The sequence below is a fragment of the Pseudomonas sp. HMWF032 genome (assembly GCF_003060885.1).
Taxonomy (GTDB): domain Bacteria; phylum Pseudomonadota; class Gammaproteobacteria; order Pseudomonadales; family Pseudomonadaceae; genus Aquipseudomonas.
Genome location: NZ_QAIG01000005.1, coordinates 67,732 through 85,986 on the forward strand (window position 1 = coordinate 67,732; position 18,255 = coordinate 85,986).

Genomic DNA, 18,255 nt, shown 5'->3' on the forward strand with positions numbered 1-18,255 from the left:
GGCGTCGGCAGCGGCCTGTTTGACCATGGCCAGGGCAACCACCAGTTTGGGGTAGTGCGACAGCGTCACGCCGGACAGGCGGAAGTTCTGCACGGCGCGCAGGGTCTGGATGCCGTAATAGGCGTCAGCAGGAACGTCGAGGGTGCCGAGCAGGTCTTTTTCGAGGCGAGTGGATGCAGCAGCGGACATGATCAAGGTCATCTCAGGAAATACGGCAAATGCCGCGATGGCCCGTAGATTAGGGGCTGCAGCTTGGTTGTGGCCAATGCTGTTAAACGCTAGGTCATGCATAATCGGCATAACGTGGGTGTGACGCGCCGCTTGACCAGAGCGTACGCCGTACCTGTAGGAGGGGCTTTAGCCGCGACCGTCGCCGCTGAAGCGCCTCCCACAATAGTAGGGTGGATGACGCTTTACCCATCCACCACAGTCGAATGTGTGCCGGGCGGTGGATGAAAACAGCGCCATCCACCCTACAAAACAGGAGTGACGATGAACCTCGAAAGCAAATGGCTGGATGACTTTGTCACCCTGGCCGCCACCCGCAGTTTCTCCCAGGCGGCACACAAGCGCTTTGTCACCCAGCCCGCGTTCAGCCGACGGATTCGCAGCCTGGAAGCGGCGCTGGGGCTGACCTTGGTTAACCGCGCCTGCACACCGATTGAGCTGACCGAATCCGGCCAGCTGTTTCTGGTCACCGCCCGCAGCATGGTTGAGCAACTCGGCGAAGTGGTGCGTCACCTGCATAACCTCGAAGGCCAGCAGGGCGAGGTGTTGCAGATCGCCGCCGCGCATTCGTTGACCTTGGGCTTCTTCCCGGAATGGATCGCCCGCCTGCGCCGTGAAGGCTTGCCGCTGAACACGCGGCTGGTGGCGACCAATGTGGGCGAGGCGGTGCATGCCCTGCGTGAAGGGGCGTGCGATTTGATCCTCGCCTACTACGACCCGGATGCTGCGCTGCAGATGGACCCGGAGATCTTCCCCTCGCTGCACCTGGGGCGTACGGAAATGCTGCCGGTGTGTGCCGTGGGCGAAGGCGGTGCGCCGCTGTTTGACCTGTCCAGTGGCCAGAGTGTGCCGCTGCTGGCCTACAGCGCCGGGGCGTTTCTCGGTCGCTCGGTCAACCTGCTGCTGCGTCAGCGGGCGTTGCGCTCCACCACGGTGTATGAAACGGCGATGGCCGACAGCTTAAAAAGCATGGCCCTGCAAGGCATGGGTGTGGCCTGGGTGCCGCGCTTGAGCGTGACCGGCGAGTTGGCCCGTGGCGAGTTGGTGGTGTGCGGTGATGAGCAGTGGCAGGTGCCTCTGGAAATCCGCTTGTACCGCTGCGCCCTGGTGCGCAAGGCGGCGGTCAGGTTGCTGTGGCGCAAGCTGGAAGCCGGCACTGGAGCGGCTAACGCGCTTTAGCGCGACCCGCAGCGCGAGTAGAACGAGTCATGCTCATTTACAGCTCGTGAACTCGCGTGCGAGCCCAGTCCGCTTCATTCGCCGCTTTGACCCGCCGGAGGCTGTTATTAACGTAGCGCCTTGCAGGACTCTCGCTCGCAAGAGCGTAAACAGGTTCTTAGGCGTAGGATGGGTCTGTGGCTACAGCCCGTACTTTTTCACCTTATCGAACAGTGTGGTCTTGGCCATGCCCAAGGCCTGGGCGGCCTGGCTGAGGTTACCGGCGTGGCGGCCCAGGGCGTCGCTGAGCAGGCTGCGCTCAAAGGCTTCCACCGCTTCGGCAAAGCTCGGGCTGCTGGCGTTGCTCAGTTCGCTGCCTTTGAACACCGGCAGGCCGAGGGCAAAACGCTCGGCGACATTGCGCAGTTCACGCACATTGCCCGGCCAATCATGGGCCATCAGGCGGGTCAGGGTCTGGCGGTCGAGCACCGGCGCCGGGCGGTCGAAGCGCAGCGCGGCCAGTTGCAGAAAGTGTTCAAACAACAGGCCGATATCCTCACGCCGTTCACGCAGTGGCGGCAGCGCCAGGCTCACCACATTGAGCCGGTAGTAGAGGTCGCTGCGAAACTGGCCGGCCTTACCCTGCTGCTCCAGGTCGGCTTTGGTGGCGGCGATCACCCGGCAGTCCACCGCCACACTCTGGTTCGAGCCGAGGCGCTCCAGGCTGTGTTCCTGCAACACGCGCAGCAGTTTGATCTGCAGGTTCAGCGGCATGCTCTCGACTTCGTCGAGAAACAGCGTGCCGCCGCTGGCGTGCTCGATCTTGCCGATGCGCCGCTTGCCCGCGCCGGTAAAGGCGTGGGCCTCGTGGCCGAAGATTTCGCTCTCAAACAGGTTTTCCGGCAGGCCGCCACAGTTGAGCGCGACAAACGGCTTGGCCTGACGTCGGCTGAAGTCGTGCAGGCAGCGCGCCACCAGCTCCTTGCCGGTGCCGGTTTCCCCTTCGATCAGCACATTGGCCCCGGTATCGGCAACGTTGGCGATCAGTTCACGCAGTTGCTGCATCGCCGGCGAGCGGCCGATCAGGCGCTGTTCCAAGGCCTGGCGGCCGGCCAGCTGGCGGCGCAGGGCCGTTACTTCGCGGGCCAGGCAGCGCTGCTCCAGGGCGCGGCGCACCACATCCACCAGGCGCTCGGGGGAGAAGGGCTTCTCCATAAAGTCGTAAGCGCCGTCACGCATGGCATTGACCGCCATGTCGATGTCGCCGTGACCGGTGATCAGCACCACCGGCAGGCTGGGGTCGCGCTGTTTGAGACGGCTGAGCAGTTGCAGACCGTCGATGCCGGGCAGGCGGATATCGCTGATGACGATGCCGGCAAAGTCTGCATTGATGTGTTGCAGGGCTTCTTCGGCGCTGCCCACGCCGACGCTGGGAATGTCTTCCAGGGTCAGTGCCTGTTGGCAACCGAGCAATACGTGGGGATCGTCTTCGACGATCAGAACGCTCAGTGGCTCAGTCATGGCGTGGGGTCTCCTGGTGGGCGCTGACTTTGGCCAGGTTCAGCTCGAAGGCTGTACCGCCGCTGTCGGGGTGTTGCACGGTCAGGCTGCCGGCGGCGGCGGCCGCCAGGCTGGCGGAAAGTGTCAGGCCAAGGCCCAGACCTTTCTCACCGGGTTTGGTGGTGAAGAACGGCTCGAACAGGTGCTCACGTACATCCGCAGCGATCCCCGGGCCGTTGTCGCGCACGCTCAGGCGGTAGCGTTCGCCGTCATCGTGGCCGGTCAGCCAGAGCTGGCGCTCGGCTTGCTCGCTCATGGCGTCGAGGGCGTTGGTGATCAGGTTGACCAGAATCTGCTCCAGGCGCGTCTGCTCGATGGCCAGGCGCACATCGGCCGGGCCATGGGCATAGTCACGGTGCAGCTGCACGGCGGCATAGCCGGGGTGGTTCTGCAACAGCAGCAGGGCGGCGTCCACCGCCTGCTCCAGGCTCGCCTCGCCCTGGTCGCCACTGCGGCGGGCAAAGGCGCGCAGGCTGGCGGTGATTTTGCCCATGCGGTCGACCAGCTCGCCGATGGTTTGCAGGTTGCTGCTGGCCACATCCAGTGCGCCGCGTTGCAGGAAGCGCACGGTGTTGCCGGACAGGGTGCGCAGCGCCGCCAGCGGCTGATTCAGTTCGTGGGCGATGCTGGTGGACATTTGCCCGATCACCGCCAGCTTGCCGGCCTGCACCAGTTCATCCTGCGCTTGGCGCAAGGTGGTTTCCGCTTGCTGACGTTCGCGCACTTCGGCCTGCAGGCGCTGGTTGCTGGCCTGCAGGTCGGCGGTGCGTTCGGCGATCTTGCGTTCCAGTTCGTTGTTGGCCTGTTCCAGTGCCTCGCGGGCGGCCAGGCGGGTGGCGATCACCTTGCGCCGCTGGTTCAGCGCCAGGCCGAGGAAGATCAGCAGGGCGCAGGCCACGGCCGCCAGCATGGCGTGGCTGAGGGCGGCGCGACGTTGCTCCTGCAGCGGCGTGAGCAGGGTCAGGTGCCAGGGGGTGTCGTTCAGCGGGCGAGTCTGTGCCAGGTAGGTGATCGGCCCAGCGTCCGCCTCGCCGTCCTGGTCGGCGGCGAAGCTGACTTGCTCCAGGCCGTCGCCGAGGGTGCGGCGGGCCAGCGGTTGCAGTTCTTCCAATGCCCACCAGTGGTACTGCAGGCTGCGCGCCAGGCGCTCGCGGGTGTTCGGGCCCAGCGGATGCACGGCCTTGAGGCGGCGGCTGGGGTTGCTGGAGAGGATGATGATGCCGTTCTCGTCGCTGACATACGCCTGCAGACGGGCGCGCTGCCAGCGCTGTTCCAGGCTGTCCAGGCGCACTTTGACCACGGCCACGCCGATGATCCGCTCGCCGCTTTTCAGGCCGTGAGCCAGGTAGTAGCCGGGCTCGCCGGTGGTGCTGCCGATGCCGTAGAAGCGTCCGGGTTTGCCCTCGATGGCGTCCTGAAAGTAAGCGCGGAACGACAGGTCCTCCCCCAGGTAGCTGCTGGGCGTCCGCCAGTTGCTGGTGGCCAGTACCCGGCCGCTGCGGTCCAGCACGTAGATGGCCAGGCTGCCACTGCGCTGGTTGAGGCCTTCGAGGTAATCGTTGACCAGGCCCCGGCGGTAGGTGGTGGGCGTTTGCAGCAGGCGGCCGACGCTGTACTCCAGCTCCAGCAGGCTGGGCAAATAGGTGTACTTGGTGATTTCGCTCTCCACCGCGCGGGCGTTGAGTTCCAGCTGGCGTTCGCCCCCTTCGGCGAGGTCACGGATGCCGCTGCGTTCGCTGAGGTGATAGCCGGCATAACCGCAGCCGAGCACCAGCAGGAGCAGCAACAGGATCAGCAGCAGAAGACGGGCGAGGCGCGGTTTCACGGTCAGGGCTGGCGGCACGGCGCAAGGAGAGGCGGTGGAGCATTGCATCACAGTCCTCCCTGGCTGGGTAGTTGTGGGTGCGGCTAATCCGTGGGAGGGGCTTTCGGCTCTGGCATCCTGCTTCGCTCTAACTCCTGCATCCATGCAGTCGTAGCCGCGATGCTGTTGCAACCTGGGCCGGGCAATCGCCGCTGAAGCGCCTCCCACAAGCGCTCAGCGGCCTGGTCCCACCTTTGGGGTTAGTGCTGGAGAATCTTCGCCAGGAACTGCTGGGCGCGCTCGGAGCGCTGGCTGACGTCGCCGAAGAATTCTTCCTTGGCGCAGTCTTCGACGATCTGCCCGGCGTCCATGAAGATCACCCGGTCGGCCACCTTGCGCGCAAAGCCCATCTCGTGGGTCACGCACATCATGGTCATGCCTTCCTGGGCCAGCTGAACCATCACGTCGAGCACTTCGTTGACCATCTCCGGGTCGAGGGCCGAGGTCGGTTCGTCGAACAGCATCACCACCGGGTCCATGGCCAGTGCACGGGCAATCGCCACACGCTGCTGCTGGCCGCCGGAAAGCTGGCCAGGATGCTTGTGCGCATGCGCCGACAGGCCGACACGCTCCAGCAGCTTGAGGCCTTTCTCAGTGGCCTCGGCCTTGCTGCGGCCGAGCACCTTGATCTGCGCGATGGTCAGGTTCTCGGTGATGGTCAGGTGCGGGAACAGTTCGAAGTGCTGGAACACCATGCCGACCCGCGAACGCAGCTGCGGCAGGTTGGTCTTCGGGTCGGCAATCGAGGTGCCATCGACCACGATGTCGCCCTTCTGGAACGGTTCCAGGGCGTTGACGCACTTGATCAGGGTGGATTTGCCGGAACCGGACGGCCCGCATACCACCACCACTTCACCTTTCTTCACTTCGGTGGTGCAGTCGGTCAGCACCTGGAAGTTTCCGTACCACTTGTTGACGTTCTTGATGGAAATCATACGGCTAACCTTTTTTGCAGATGCTTGACCAGCAACGAGGCGGAGAAGCTGATGAGGAAGTACACCAGGCCGGCGAAGATCAGGAATTCATGGGGCTGGCCGATGATGTCGCCACGCGAGCGGGCGGCGTTGAGGAAGTCCATCAGGCCCACGGTGTAGACCAGCGAGGTGTCCTGAAACAGGATGATGCTCTGCTGCAACAGCAGCGGGGTCATCTTGCGGAACGCCTGTGGCAGGATGATCAGGCGCATGGTCTGCCCGTAGTTCATCCCCAGCGCCTGCGCAGCGCCCATCTGGCCACGGGGGATGGCCTGAATACCGGCGCGGACGATCTCGCAGAAGTACGCCGCTTCGAACATCACGAACGCCACCAGGCACGAGGTGAAGGCGCCCACCGGGGTGTCTTCGCCGGTGATCCAGCGCAGGATGAACGGCACCGCAAAGTAGAACCAGGTGATCACCAGCAGCAGCGGGATCGAGCGGAAATAGTTGACGTAGGCGGCGGCGATCTTCGCCAGCAGCACGTTGTGCGACAGGCGCATGAGCGCCAGCACGGTGCCCAGGACCACGCCGCCAATGACGCCCATGACCATCAGCTGCAGGGTCATGGCCATGCCATCCCACAGGCCTGGCAGGGCTGGAACGATTGCACTGAAATCCATCACTTACCTCCCACGGCGATCAGGCCAGGCACTGCGACTTTCTTCTCGATCAGGCGCATCAGCAGCATCAGGCTCATGTTCAGGGTGAAGTAGATCAGCGTGGCCAGGGTGAAAGCCTCGAACAGGTTGGCGCTGAACTCGGCGGTCTGTTTGGTCTGCGCCAGCAGCTCCATCAGGCCGATCAGCGAGGCCACCGAGGAGTTCTTGAAGATGTTGAGAAACTCGCTGGTGAGCGGTGGAATGATGATCCGGTAAGCCTGCGGCAGCAGCACGTTGCAGTAGATCTGTGGCAGGCGAAAACCCATGGCGTAGGCCGCCGCCGTCTGGCCCTTGGGCAGCGCCTGGATGCCGGTGCGCACCTGCTCGCAAACCCGCGCCGCCGTGAACAGGCCGAGGCATACCACCACGCTGAGGTAGGCCGAGGTGGCGGGGTTCAAGTCTTGCTTGAACCAGATTTCCAGCGGCTCGGGCAGCAGGTCTGGCACCAGGAAGTACCAGAGAAACAGCTGCACCAGCAGCGGTACATTGCGGAAGATTTCCACGTAGGCGGTGGCGATGCCGGCGATCCAGCGGTTTGGCACCGTGCGCATCACGCCGAGCAGCGAGCCCAGCGCCAGGGCGATGATCCAGCCGGCGATGGCGATGGCGATGGTCCAGCCCAGGCCGGTGATGAACCAGTCCAGGTAGATCTCGCTGCCGATGCCGGTGGACTTGAAGAAAATGCCCCAGTCCCAGTTGTAGTTCATATGGGTTGCCCCTTGGGTGTCGCGAAATAGGCCGTGGGTCGGACGAGGCCGGGCAGGTGTGTGCCTGCCCCGTTCGCGGGTGGCGAACGTGCCTCGATCCAGTCAGATGGAAGGTGGAAGACGGGTGCTTCCGGGGTTCCCCGTCTACCGCCGCTCTTGTGAAGCGGCGGCAGGCGTACCGTCAGATCTGCTCGGCAGACTTGTCGGTGGGGTTGGCAATGAGCTTTTTCAGTTCATCGCTCATGGGGAAGTTGAGGTTGAGGCTCTTCGGTGGGATTGGTTGCATGAACCACTTGTCATAGATGGCGTTGACTTCACCGGAGGCAAAGGTGGCGCTGATGGCCTTGTCGACCACCTGCTTAAAGCCTTCGTCACCTTTGCGCATCATGCAGCCGTAAATCTCGAAGGACTGCGGCTCGCCAACCACCACCCAGTCAGCGGGTTGTTTGGCCTTGGCCATTTCGCCGTAGAGCAGGGCGTCGTCCATCATGAAGGCCAGGGCGCGGCCGGATTCGAGCATCAGGAAGGACTCGCCATGGTCCTTGGCCGAGATGATGTTCATGCCCATCTGCTTCTCGGCATTCATGATCTTCAGCAGGCGCTCGGAGGTGGTGCCGGCGGTGGTCACCACGTTCTTGCCCTTGAGATCAGGGAAGTCGCTGACCCCCGAGGTTTTCTTGGTCAGCAGGCGGGTACCGACTTCGAAGATGCCAACGGAGAAGTCCACCTGACGCTGGCGCTCAATGTTGTTGGTGGTGGAGCCGCACTCCAGGTCGACGGTGCCGTTCTGCACCAGCGGGATACGGGTCTGCGAGGTGACCAGGTTGTAGCGCACCTTGAGGTCCGGCATGCCCAGTTCCTGCTTGATCGCTTCAACCACTTTCAGTTGCAGGTCGTGGGAATAGCCCACCGGCTGCTGCGGATTGTCGCCGAAGTAGGAGAAGGGGATGGAGGCGTCGCGGTGGCCCAGGGTGATGGTGCCGGAGTCTTTGATCTTTTTCAGGGTGCCGGTCAGTTCGCTGGCGAAGGCCGGGCTGCTGATCAGGGCGGCGGCAATGGCCGCACTCAGTACGCGGGGGACAATACGCATGAATCTGTTCCTCGATGTTGTTCTTATGGGCGGCTGCGGAAGAGCTATCGCATTCCTGCCCGTACAGGGAGCAGGATGCATGCCAGGCCATCGAGGGTTTTTAAGAATAGATAAGTTATTGAAATATATGAATAAATTATAAATTTTGGCGGATGAAAAACGCCCAGCTGTTCGGCTGGGCGATTATTCAGTGGCGTGGCATTCGGAAAACCGAACGCTTTCGGGGCTGATGGGCGATCAGGTCCCCGACTTGATGGTGTTCCACACCCGTGTACGTACGCGTTCGGTCTTCTGCGGCAGCGGTTGCAGCACGTAGAGGGTTTTTTGCGCGGCGGCGGTCGGGGTCAGGCCGGGGTTGTCGCGGATTTCGGCGCCCACCAGTGGCATGCTGTCCTTGTTCGGGTTGGGGTAGCCGAGGAAGTCGCTGACCGGCGCAATCACCTTGGGGTCGAGCAGGTTGTTGAGGAACTCATGGGCCTCGGCGACGTTTTGCGCGCTTTTCGGGATGGCGAAGGAGTCGTACCACAGCGGCGCGCCTTCCTTCGGCAGGCGCCAGTCAACCACTACGCCGTTGCCGGCTTCCTTGGCGCGGTTGGCGAACTGGTAGAAGCTGCCCGAGTAACCGATGGCCACGCAGATGTCGCCGTTGGCGATATCGGTCATGTACTTGGCCGAGTGGAAGTAGGCGACGTGGGGGCGAATCTTCAGCATCAGCGCGCTGGCTTTCTCGTAGTCCTCGGGCTTGGTGCTGTTGGGGTCCAGGCCCAGGTAGTGCAGGGCGATCGGCAGGATATCGCCGGGCGAATCGAGCATGGCCACGCCACACTGCTTGAGCTTGCTGATGTTCTCTTCCTTGAAAATCAGGTCCCAGCTGTCCACCGGGGCATCAGCGCCGAGCACGGCTTTGACCTTGTCCGGGTTGAAGCCGATCAGCACGGTGCCGTACATGTAGGGCACGGCGTACTGGTTGCCGGGGTCGTTGGCGGTCATCAGCTGCAGCAGGCCGGGGTCGAGGTGCTGCCAGTTGGGCAGTTTGCTCTTGTCCAGCTTCTGGAACACACCGGCCTTGATCTGGGTGTCGAGGAACGTGTTGGACGGCACCACCAAGTCGTAGCCGGAATTGCCGCTGAGCAGCTTGGCTTCCAGTGTTTCGTTGCTCTCGTAGACGTCCCAGGTGAGCTTGATGCCGCTTTTTTCCTGAAACTCTTTGGGCACCGCCGGGAGCATATAGTCAGCCCAGTTGTACACACGCAGTTCGCGCGGTTTCTCGGCTGTTTGCGCCTGCACCGCGCTGGTGATCAAGGTTGCGCCGCAGACAGCGACGGCGAGTAGGTGTTTGATTGTTGTCATCGTATTCACCTTTTTAGACGTTATGAAACTCTAGATCGTCGGGTGGGGCGGGACGCGCTCGCGGTGGATGAGAAGAGCGTCAGCTGCGCCCCCCGTTCCACCCAACGCGCTACCGGCCCTCGAAACCTTCCAGTACGTTGACGGCGTTGACCCCGATGGCTTCCACCGCATAGCCGCCTTCCATCACGAACAGCGTCGGCTTGCCGAGGGCGGCGATGCGTTGACCCATGGCCAGGTAATCCGGGCTGTCGAGCTTGAACTGGGAAATCGGGTCGTCTTTGAAGGTGTCCACGCCCAGCGACACCACGATCACTTCAGCACCGTATTCGGCAATCCGCTGGCAAGCTTCATCCAGCGCGGCGCTCCACACGGCCCACGGGCTGCCCATCGGCAACGGGTAGTTGAAGTTGCAGCCTTCGCCCGCGCCTTCTCCATGCTCGTCGGCATAGCCGAGGAAGAACGGAAATTCATCGGCCGGGTCGCCGTGGATTGAGGCGAACAGCACGTCATTGCGGGTGTAGAAGATGTCTTGGGTGCCATTGCCGTGGTGGTAGTCGACATCTAGGATCGCCACCTTTTTGTGGCCCTGGTCGAGGAACGCCTGGGCGGCGATGGCGGCGTTGTTCAGGTAGCAGTAGCCCCCCATCAGTTCGCCGGCGGCATGGTGACCTGGCGGCCGGCACAGGGCGAAGGCGCTATGGGCGCCGGCGGCGATGGCGGCCTGGCCGCTTAGCGCCACCTGTGCGGCGCTGTAAGCGGCCTGCCAGGTGCCAGCGGTAATCGGCGCGCCGCCGTCGAAGCTGTAGTAGCCGAGTTGGCCATGCAAGTCGTTCGGGATGACCTGGCGCAGGGTGCGTGCCGGCCAGGTAAAGGGCAGCAGGTCGCCGTTGCCGTTCTGCGCTTGCCAGCGGTCCCAGGCACCCTTGAAGAAGTTCAGGTAGGCCGCGCTGTGGATGCGCTCAATCGGTGCCAGGCCGAAATCCTGCGGCGGACGCACGTCGCCGAGCTGGCGCTGTTGGACGCGTTGCAGGATATGGTCGGCGCGTTGCGGTTTCTCGAAGCAGGGCATCAACTGGCCGTCGATCAGCTCGCAGCTGCCGTGGTGCAGGTGATGGTCGTCGCTGTAAAAGGTGAGCATGTGACACGGCTCCAGGCTTGTTGTTGTGCCTGCATTGTTCGCCTGCATAGCCCGGATGGTGAACGCTGACAACGGCCAAAAGGGGATCGAAGTGGCCAAGTTGCGTGGCCGCCTTGGCATTTCGTGGGCAGCGCTTCAGCGGCGGGCCGTTTGATCGGGGTTGTCGCGGCTGAAGCCCCTCCCACAAATGCCTGTAATCACGCCACGCAGGTTCAGCCTGCAGGGTGGATGGCGTTCTTTTTATCCGCCAGTGTTGGTCATGGCTTGGTGGATGGAGAAAGCGTCATCCACCCTGGGTAACTGCCATTGCCCGTTGGGCGTTGTCGCTTCGCTCTTCAGCCCAACCTACGCGCGGAAACGGCTCGGTGCCACACCGCTCCAGCGCTGAAAGGCGTGACGAAAGCTGGCGGTTTCACTGAAGCCCAGGTGCTCGGCAATCCGGCAGATTGGCCAGTCTTCCTGGCCGAGCAGGGTTTTCGCTTGCTCGAAGCGCAGTTCGTCGAGCAGTTCCTGATAGTGCGTGCCGAGTTCCTGCAGATGGCGCCGCAGGGTGCGCGGTGAGCAGTGCATCTGTTGCGCCAGTTGTTCCAGCCCTGGTGGTGTGGGCAGCTGACTGGCGAGCAGTTGGCGTACCCGTTCGAGCCAGGCCTGGCGGGTGTAAAACTCGCTGTTCTGTTTGCGGCAGCGCGCCAGCATTTCCCGGTGCGTCACTGCATCGGCCAGTGGTAATGGCTCTTGCAGCCAGCGGGCCGGGAAGGCGAAGGCGTTGCGCGGTGCATTGAATTGCAGAGGGCAGGCGAAGCTGCGGGTGTAACGAGCGCTGTAGTCCGGTTCCGCGAAACTGAACTGTGCGGCGCTGAGTGGCAGGTTCTGGCCAAGCAGGTCGTCACTGGTGAGCTTGAGTGAGGCCAGGCACATTTCCAGGTTGAACACTTCCAGTTCAGTGCTGTGCTGGTATTCGCTGGCACTGACCCAGGCCAGCTGTCCTTCAATCTGCAAATCCAGTTTGAAGTAGGTACCAAGCAGTGCCGGATACTGCAGCAGCAGCCGCCAGGCGTCACCAAAGGTTGCACTCGACAGGGCTGCGTAACCGACCATGCCATAGGCTGATACATGCATGCGCCGACCCAGTTCCAGACCCAGGTCACGGCGTAGCTGTAATGCATTGGCGCAGACCTTCAACTCCTGGGTGCGGGTAATGCGCGTGTCGGCGCAGGCCAGGTCAGCGCTGGCAATGCCACTGTCGGCGAGCAGCTGTTGAGTCAGCTCGGGCTGTGTTGAAAACACTTCAAGAATCAGGGAAACCACATGCAAGGTGGTCAGGTGGGCATGCAACATCGGAGGGACCGCAGCTGTTCTGAATGCCAGTAATTAGGCAAGAAGTATGCCGCGGTCGGCCAGTGAGCTGGCGCACGGTGGTTTGTGTACGTCAGCGATTACGCAGGAATGCGTTGATAAAGTCGCCCTGATTGGGTGCTTTTTCATGGGTGGTGAAGGTCAACGTCGCCTCGTTTTCGCGCAGCTTGAGTTTCTGCGCAAAGCTGCACTGCACGGTTTTCAGGCCGTTGGCGACAGCCTGTTGCTCGTCGCCGTTCTGGCACAGGTTGGCCAGTTGGCTGACCACTTCACCGCAGAAGCTCGGCACGTTCAGGCGTTTGAGTGTGTCGTCGTCGATGGCGTTCCAGTCAACCTGGGTGTTCAGCGGCGTGTTGCAGGCCTTCGAGGCGTCCTGGTCGATCTGCTGCAGTTGCTGGGTGAAGTCGGCCACGCGCTTTTCCCGGTCGAAGCGACTCAGCTTGTCCTGAATGCCTGTTTTCTTCTGCTGCTCGTAGAGTGCCAGCAGGTTGGCCGCTTTGGTCTCTTTGCTTTTGGTTTCATTGAAGCCCAGCTCGAAGCCGTCGGTGTTTGGCAGGTACAGCTGGTAGTGCTCGCCACCCCAGCCCTGGCGCTTGATCAGCATGTTGTAGGCGCTGCCGTCGAGGGTGGTGGTGTAATCGCGCTCATCGTTACCGCGCTCGTTGACTGTGCTCAGCAGCACCACTTCATCCAGCGGGTGGTTGATGCCGCTGACCTGGATCAGCGCCTGCTTGCCGTCGCTGCTGGGCGCGACAGTCACGCTGATGCCTTTGCCGGCATCGAACACTTGCGGGTATTTGGCCAGTTCGAGGGCGCTGGCGTTGAGGGCGAAGAGCGAAGCGGCAAGTAGCAGTGACAGCCTTGTCATGGTGGTGTCCTAGGTTGTGATGAGCGGAGAATTATAGTGCGCCCGTTGACGCCGATATGTGCGCCAGGTCTGTTCGCGGGGTGTCTGGCAAAGTCTTGCCCGTGGCCTTCGACAAACGGTTGGGTGGGGTGCTCGCCAAGCCGGGCTTTGCGGTATACTGCGCGGCCTTTGGCGGTCCGCACCGCCATAATTCATTCACTAACAAGCCACGCCTGGTTTCCAGCGTGGCTTGTTAGTTTCTGCAGCGCCTACGGGCACTTGATGAAGAAGAGGCACGACGATGAGCGCACTGGTTGGCGTGATCATGGGCTCCAAGTCCGATTGGTCCACCCTTAGCCACACCGCCGAGATGCTGGACAAGCTGGGCATTGCGTACGAAGTGAAGGTGGTTTCTGCCCACCGCACCCCGGACCTGCTGTTCCAGTACGCCGAAGAAGCGGAAGGCCGTGGCATTCAGGTGATTATCGCCGGTGCTGGTGGCGCGGCCCATCTGCCAGGCATGTGTGCGGCCAAGACCCACCTGCCGGTCCTCGGCGTGCCAGTGCAATCGGCGGTGCTGTCGGGCGTTGATTCGCTGCTGTCGATCGTGCAGATGCCGGCCGGTATTCCGGTTGCCACCCTGGCCATCGGCAAAGCGGGTGCCGTCAACGCCGCGTTGCTTGCCGCGAGCATCCTCGGTCACCAGCATCCGCAGTTCCATGCTGCGCTCAAGCAGTTCCGCCAGGAACAGACTGAAACCGTGCTGGACAATCCGGACCCGCGTGAGGCCTAACCCATGAAGATCGGCGTAATCGGTGGCGGCCAACTGGGCCGCATGTTGGCCCTGGCAGGTACGCCGCTGGGGATGAACTTCGCTTTTCTCGACCCCGCGCCGGATGCCTGCGCGCAAGCGCTGGGCGAGCATATCCGCGCCGATTACGGCGATCAGGATCACCTGCGCCAACTGGCCGATGAAGTCGATCTGGTGACCTTCGAGTTTGAAAGCGTGCCGGCCGAGACCGTGGCCTTCCTCTCGCAGTTCGTCCCGGTGTACCCGTCTGCCTCCGCCCTGCGCATCGCCCGTGATCGCTGGTTCGAGAAATCCATGTTCAAGGACCTCGGCATTCCGACCCCGGATTTCGCCGATATCCAGTCGCAAGCCGACCTCGACGCTGCTGTGGCCAGTATCGGGCTGCCCGCCGTGATGAAGACCCGCACCCTGGGCTACGACGGCAAGGGCCAGAAGGTCCTGCGCAAACCCGAAGATGTGATCGGTGCCTTTGCCGAACTGGGCAGCGTACCGTGCATCCTCGAAGGCTTCGTGCCCTTCACTGGCGAAGTGTCGCTGGTGGCGGTGCGCGCCCGTGATGGTGAAACGCGCTTCTACCCGCTGGTGCACAACCGCCATGACAGTGGCGTGTTGGCGTTGTCTATCGCCAGCAGCGATCACCCGCTGCAAGTGCTGGCCGAAGATTACGTCAGCCGCGTGCTGACCAAGCTCGACTATGTCGGCGTGCTGGCTTTCGAGTTCTTCGAAGTCGATGGCGGCCTGAAAGCCAACGAAATCGCCCCGCGCGTCCACAACTCCGGGCACTGGACCATCGAAGGTGCCGAGTGCAGCCAGTTCGAGAACCACCTGCGCGCTGTTGCCGGCCTGCCACTGGGTTCCACCGCCAAGGTCGGCGAGAGCGCGATGCTCAACTTTATCGGTGTGGTGCCGCCGGTGGAGCAGGTTATCGCCATCGACGACTGCCGCTTGCACCACTACGGCAAGGCTTTCAAGGCTGGGCGCAAGGTCGGCCACGCCACCCTGCGCTGTGCGGACCGTGCCACTCTGGATCTGCGGATCGCGGCTGTCGAAGCGCTGATCGCCAAGGCCTGAAAAACCGCTGCGGCCGCTTCACCGGCGGCCGCAGCGGGAACCTTGGCGGCAGATATCCGTCTGATTGCGTAACGCCAGTATTGGCCCCAGCAATACACACGGAGTGACACACCATGAGCATTATCGGCATCATCTTTGTCGGTCTGATCGTCGGTCTGATCGCGCGCTTTATCAAACCCGGCAACGACAGCATGGGCTGGATCATGACCATCCTGCTGGGCGTCGGCGGCTCGATTGCTGCGACCTATGGCGGCCAGGCGCTGGGCATCTACAAGGTGGGGGAGTCCGCTGGTTTTATCGGTGCAGTAATCGGCGCGGTGGTGCTGCTGGTAATCTACGGCGCTGTTAAAAAGGGCTAAGGCCCTGTCACTTCGCTGCCCTGTGAGCCTACCGATGCGCTATCTGTTGTTACCTCTGCTGCTGCTCAGCACCCTGGCTTGCGCCGAACTGCCGGAAACCGATTGGCTGGAGCTGATGCCGCCGGAAGACCGCCAGGCCCTGGAAGACATGCCCGAGATCAGCCACCAAGGCCTTGAGCAGGACAGCGGCTTCTATAACCCCGGCGGCCTCAAGCAGCAGGATCAGAACTTGCCGGCGGTGATGTACTCGACGAAAACCGTCGCCGCCTTCGATGGTCAAGCGGTGCGCCTGGGCGGCTATCCGGTGCCACTGGAAACCGACAGCAAGGGCCACAGCACGCTGTTCTTCCTGGTTCCTTACCCCGGCGCGTGCATCCACGTCCCGCCGCCACCGCCCAACCAACTGGTGCTGGTGCGCTACCCCAAAGGCATCGAACTGGAAGACATCTACGCGCCGCTCTGGGTCAGCGGCACGCTGCAGATCGAGCAGGTCAACAATGAATTGGCAGATGCCGCATATGCCATGCAGGCGGATCTGGTTAGAGTGGTGACCGATGACGACCTATAAAGCCGGAGTGCCCACCATGAAAGCCGCTATTGCTCTGCTGTTGTGCCTGTTCTCCGCCACCAGCATGGCCCTGGAAACCGGTGAGCGTTTGGCGCCCTGGACCCTGCTCGATCAGCATGACCAGGCCTACACCTTGGACGATCAGCTGCAAGTATTGCTGGTAGCCCGCAGCATGGACGCCGCCAAACTCGTTGACGCCGCCCTGCAGGGCAAGCCCAACGGCTATCTGGAGCAGCGCCACACGGTGTTTCTCGCCGATATCAGCCGCATGCCGAGCATCATCGGCAAACTCTTCGCCATCCCCAAAATGCGCGAATACAACTACCGCGTCCTCCTAGACCGCGACGCCCGCATTGCCCCCCGATACCCGGCGGACAATGCCAGCGTACTTTGGCTCGATCTGCGCCAGGGCCAGCTACAGGGGCAGCGCAGTTTTACTGATGCTACCGAGTTGGCGCAGGCGTTGAAGGCGGTGGGGCGCTAGTTAACCTTTCGCTCAGCGCGTTGGCGTAATCAGCTTGGAGCTACTCAGTTGGCTTCGATGCTGCGCAGCAGCTCTGCTGCTGTCAGGCGTTTGAGCGTGTGTGTGGCCGGGTCAGTCTCCACATCCAGCGCCAGCGGCGTGATGCCATCAGCCTCATAAACGAAGTACGCATTGCCGTTGCTCACCTCATGGGTTTTCTTTCCCACCGTCGCGATGGTTTTCGGGGCGGCGGACATCAGCTCGTCGACCGAGCTGTAGCGCAATGCCACATCGACCTCGCCGAGGCGGCCAAGGGGCGCATCGGCTGGCTGGGGCGGCTCCGCCATCACGGATTGCAGGGACACCACATTGGAGGCTTCGATCCACTTGTCCGAGTAGGCGAAGACCAGGTCCTGGTATTCGCTCGACAGCGGCTTATCCAGATTGCACACAGCCTTGCGGATAGAGACACCGTTTTGCCCATTGCGGATATTGCCGTACACACAATCGATGACCGGAACTTTGTCTTTTAGCGCGAGGGTGTAGAACACCTCGAAAGAAGTAATTGATCCGGCGTTTTCATAAACCAGTGCAGGAGCACCGTTGAACGAGACCAGGGCTCTGGACGCCTGGCCGGCGTAGCCAACGAGATCTGCGAATACCTTGGTTTCCGTTCCCCGACTGATCGTCAACTCGCCGGTGTCCATGTCCGCACGATAGGTTTCAGCGCCGCCACCTCTATCGAATGTGAGGGGCTTTGCCTGTGCTTGTGCGGGGGTGACTAGCGCAAGGGAAAGCAGTGTGGCGCATAGCATGTGCTTCATGGCGTGACGATTTCCTTGGCCGAGATTTTTTCTGAGATGGCCCCTTACTTTTGAGCATGCCCCGCAATCAAGGCTTGATGATCGGAACGGCTAAATGTTGAAGTCATTTTTCCCTACAGATAATTGGCAGAGTAGGCTCTGTGCGGGATTAGCGGCATTACTACATGTCATTTTCTCGATTGGACGCGCTCCGGAATTCTCGTTTTCTTTCCGGCCTCGATCATTTTTTCGTGGTACTGGTTGTAGGCTGTTTGAGCGGGTTCTTTCTTTCCTAGTGCCCAATAAGCATCCCCCAGATTTAAGTAGGCGACCACTCTGTCTGGGTGCTTCAGCGTGATGTGTTTCAGTAGCTCAGCGGCTTCCAAATGATACCCCGCCTGCTCGAACAGGAAGCCAAGGTCATTGGACCAGCTGACTTTTTTAGGGAAGTAATATTTTTCAACGATGTATTTTCCAGGATTGCATGTGCCATCGCCCTCACCTGCAATGAAATAGCTGACAAGAGTCTTCAATTCTTCACTGTCGCCAGCTTTGTACGCTTGCAGCGCAGCGTTGAAATTGTCGGACTCGGTCTGCGACATCAATTTTTCTGACACGGTCCCTGATGTTTGATGTTCAAAGCGCAGATCCTTCAGATTGCCGAATGCACGGGTACCGTCGAAGTCGTCTATCGACGTGAAGTCAAGATTTTGCTTATCGATTACGTGCGTGCTGAGCAGTGATTGCTCGCACTCGGTGTTGTTTTCATTTAGCAGGATTTGTGTCAGGACGAAGGACTTTACGGCGCTGTCGTACTTGAATTTCAGGTTGAAATTGTAAGCGCCATTCCCCTCTTCTCTGGTGATCAGACCCAGGTAGTCTCCCGCCTGGGTCGAGGGCGAGACCAGGGTGTAGCGTTCACCCTGCAGATCGGTAACCGATACTTTTCCCTGGTGTTCGGCGGCCAGGTCAGCCATGTAGCCGTCGTAACTATTGGGCGAGTACGAGTTTTCGATGCGGGGCAGGGCTTTATCCGAATCAACAACCGTAGTGCCTGCAAGGTCTGTAATCAGCAGGCGCTGGGAGCGTGCGTCGTTACTATCTACAAGGCGCAGTTCTTGTAGTGAGGACAGTCCCTCAGGTTGTATCGTTTCGGCATTCGCAATAACGCAGGCTAGCACTAGGGTTGATGCGAGTGAAAAATGCAGCAGACTGAATTTATTGTGCATTTTTCAGTATCCCGTAG

The 18,255-nt window shown here is 61.4% G+C and carries 18 protein-coding genes and 1 pseudogene; 6 read left to right on the forward strand and 13 right to left on the reverse strand.

Features of this window, described 5'->3' with window-relative positions:
- Positions 1-189: pseudogene (locus DBR00_RS20870) on the reverse strand (lyase family protein); the annotation flags it as partial.
- 303 nt (positions 190-492) lie between these two features.
- Here DBR00_RS20870 and DBR00_RS03195 point away from each other — a divergent pair.
- Positions 493-1,407, forward strand: coding sequence for a LysR substrate-binding domain-containing protein (locus DBR00_RS03195; RefSeq protein WP_108487169.1), 915 nt, complete (start codon positions 493-495; stop codon positions 1,405-1,407).
- 180 nt (positions 1,408-1,587) lie between these two features.
- On the opposite strand, the gene DBR00_RS03200 is transcribed toward DBR00_RS03195, so the two are convergent.
- The 10 genes from DBR00_RS03200 to DBR00_RS03245 all read right to left on the reverse strand — a co-directional run bounded on the left by DBR00_RS03200 (position 1,588) and on the right by DBR00_RS03245 (position 12,955).
- Complete coding sequence (locus DBR00_RS03200) at positions 1,588-2,907, reverse strand: sigma-54 dependent transcriptional regulator (RefSeq protein ID WP_108487168.1); 1,320 nt, start codon at positions 2,905-2,907, stop codon at positions 1,588-1,590.
- Complete coding sequence (locus DBR00_RS03205; RefSeq protein WP_108487167.1) at positions 2,900-4,819, reverse strand: ATP-binding protein; 1,920 nt, start codon at positions 4,817-4,819, stop codon at positions 2,900-2,902. Before DBR00_RS03205 ends, DBR00_RS03200 begins: the two co-directional genes overlap by 8 nt.
- 191 nt (positions 4,820-5,010) lie before the next feature.
- The gene (locus tag DBR00_RS03210; RefSeq protein ID WP_108487166.1) at positions 5,011-5,745 is read right to left on the reverse strand and encodes an amino acid ABC transporter ATP-binding protein; all 735 of its coding nucleotides are present in this window, start codon (positions 5,743-5,745) and stop codon (positions 5,011-5,013) included.
- Complete coding sequence (locus DBR00_RS03215; protein ID WP_177479889.1) at positions 5,742-6,410, reverse strand: amino acid ABC transporter permease; 669 nt, start codon at positions 6,408-6,410, stop codon at positions 5,742-5,744. Before DBR00_RS03215 ends, DBR00_RS03210 begins: the two co-directional genes overlap by 4 nt.
- Positions 6,407-7,153 carry an amino acid ABC transporter permease gene (locus DBR00_RS03220; RefSeq protein ID WP_108487164.1) on the reverse strand — a complete coding sequence of 249 codons (747 nt, stop codon included), beginning with the start codon at positions 7,151-7,153 and terminating at the stop codon, positions 6,407-6,409. Before DBR00_RS03220 ends, DBR00_RS03215 begins: the two co-directional genes overlap by 4 nt.
- Positions 7,154-7,334: 181 nt before the next feature.
- Positions 7,335-8,243 (reverse strand): glutamate/aspartate ABC transporter substrate-binding protein, encoded by a 909-nt coding sequence (locus DBR00_RS03225; RefSeq protein WP_108487163.1) that lies wholly within the window; start codon positions 8,241-8,243, stop codon positions 7,335-7,337.
- A gap of 237 nt (positions 8,244-8,480) precedes the next feature.
- Positions 8,481-9,593, reverse strand: coding sequence for a polyamine ABC transporter substrate-binding protein (locus DBR00_RS03230; protein ID WP_108487162.1), 1,113 nt, complete (start codon positions 9,591-9,593; stop codon positions 8,481-8,483).
- A gap of 109 nt (positions 9,594-9,702) precedes the next feature.
- Entirely contained in the window at positions 9,703-10,731 is a 1,029-nt protein-coding gene (locus DBR00_RS03235) for a histone deacetylase family protein (protein ID WP_108487161.1), read from the reverse strand.
- A 345-nt stretch (positions 10,732-11,076) separates the two neighbouring features.
- The gene (locus DBR00_RS03240; protein ID WP_108487160.1) at positions 11,077-12,069 is read right to left on the reverse strand and encodes an AraC family transcriptional regulator; all 993 of its coding nucleotides are present in this window, start codon (positions 12,067-12,069) and stop codon (positions 11,077-11,079) included.
- A gap of 91 nt (positions 12,070-12,160) precedes the next feature.
- Positions 12,161-12,955, reverse strand: a complete 795-nt coding sequence (locus DBR00_RS03245; protein ID WP_108487159.1) for a hypothetical protein — start codon at positions 12,953-12,955, stop codon at positions 12,161-12,163.
- 280 nt (positions 12,956-13,235) lie between these two features.
- Here DBR00_RS03245 and purE point away from each other — a divergent pair, with 280 nt between their 5' ends.
- The 5 genes from purE (at position 13,236) to DBR00_RS03270 (ending at position 16,227) form a co-directional block, all read left to right on the forward strand.
- Positions 13,236-13,727, forward strand: a complete 492-nt coding sequence (gene purE, locus DBR00_RS03250) for a 5-(carboxyamino)imidazole ribonucleotide mutase (protein WP_090377747.1) — start codon at positions 13,236-13,238, stop codon at positions 13,725-13,727.
- A 3-nt stretch (positions 13,728-13,730) separates the two neighbouring features.
- Positions 13,731-14,816: a 5-(carboxyamino)imidazole ribonucleotide synthase gene (locus tag DBR00_RS03255; RefSeq protein WP_108487158.1), complete on the forward strand. Its 1,086-nt coding sequence runs from the start codon at positions 13,731-13,733 to the stop codon at positions 14,814-14,816.
- Between the two features lie 113 nt (positions 14,817-14,929).
- The gene (locus DBR00_RS03260) at positions 14,930-15,175 is read left to right on the forward strand and encodes a GlsB/YeaQ/YmgE family stress response membrane protein (protein WP_108487157.1); all 246 of its coding nucleotides are present in this window, start codon (positions 14,930-14,932) and stop codon (positions 15,173-15,175) included.
- A 34-nt stretch (positions 15,176-15,209) separates the two neighbouring features.
- Entirely contained in the window at positions 15,210-15,743 is a 534-nt protein-coding gene (locus tag DBR00_RS03265; protein ID WP_108487156.1) for a DUF3299 domain-containing protein, read from the forward strand.
- Positions 15,744-15,759: 16 nt separating this feature from the next.
- The gene (locus DBR00_RS03270; protein ID WP_108487155.1) at positions 15,760-16,227 is read left to right on the forward strand and encodes an FAD/FMN-containing dehydrogenase; all 468 of its coding nucleotides are present in this window, start codon (positions 15,760-15,762) and stop codon (positions 16,225-16,227) included.
- Between the two features lie 44 nt (positions 16,228-16,271).
- Here the strand turns inward: DBR00_RS03270 and DBR00_RS03275 are convergent, their stop codons facing one another.
- Positions 16,272-17,030, reverse strand: a complete 759-nt coding sequence (locus DBR00_RS03275; protein WP_108487154.1) for a hypothetical protein — start codon at positions 17,028-17,030, stop codon at positions 16,272-16,274.
- A gap of 167 nt (positions 17,031-17,197) precedes the next feature.
- Positions 17,198-18,238, reverse strand: coding sequence for a type IV pilus biogenesis/stability protein PilW (locus tag DBR00_RS03280; RefSeq protein WP_108487153.1), 1,041 nt, complete (start codon positions 18,236-18,238; stop codon positions 17,198-17,200).
- Positions 18,239-18,255 lie beyond the last annotated feature (17 nt).